We start from the raw sequence: 617 nt of genomic DNA on the forward strand, positions 1-617 counted from the left end.
AACGCTTCAGCGTGCGCCTATGCCGATCAGGCCGCATTGGATGCCGCATTTGAGACATTCAAATCAGGCTTTAAAGTGAGCGGAGGATGCGATGCGAAAGGGGAGATCCAAGGCAGTCCGATGGCTCCGGCACTATGCGATGGAGGCACAGTTACAGTTACCTATAAAGTGACCGACAAATGCTACGAGACCACCATCAGCCGAGACTTCACCATCACAGCTCCAGCAGCCGTAACTCCTGAAGCTCCGACAGCAGTTAACGCTTCAGCGTGCGCTTATGCCGATCAGGCCGCATTGGATGCCGCATTTGAGACATTCAAATCAGGCTTTAAAGTGAGCGGAGGATGCGATGCGAAAGGGGAGATCCAAGGCAGTCCGATGGCTCCGGCACTATGCGATGGAGGAACAGTGACAGTTACCTATAAAGTGACCGACAAATGCTATGAAACCACCATCAGCAGAGACTTCACCATTACCGCTCCAGCAGCCGTAACTCCGGAAGCTCCGACAGCAGTGAACGCTTCAGCGTGCGCCTATGCCGATCAGGCCGCATTGGATGCCGCATTTGAGACCTTCAAACAGGGCTTTAAAGTGAGCGGAGGATGCGATGCGAAAGG

General features: G+C 53.8%; 1 protein-coding gene. It reads left to right on the forward strand.

Annotation, left to right across the window (positions count from 1 at the left end):
- The coding region (locus RB618_RS23685; protein ID WP_308071094.1) for a hypothetical protein at nucleotides 1-617 on the forward strand (617 nt) is incomplete at both ends.

It is taken from the genome of Flavobacterium sp. LHD-85, from assembly GCF_030929595.1.
In the GTDB taxonomy this organism is placed as follows: Bacteria; Bacteroidota; Bacteroidia; order Flavobacteriales; family Flavobacteriaceae; genus Flavobacterium.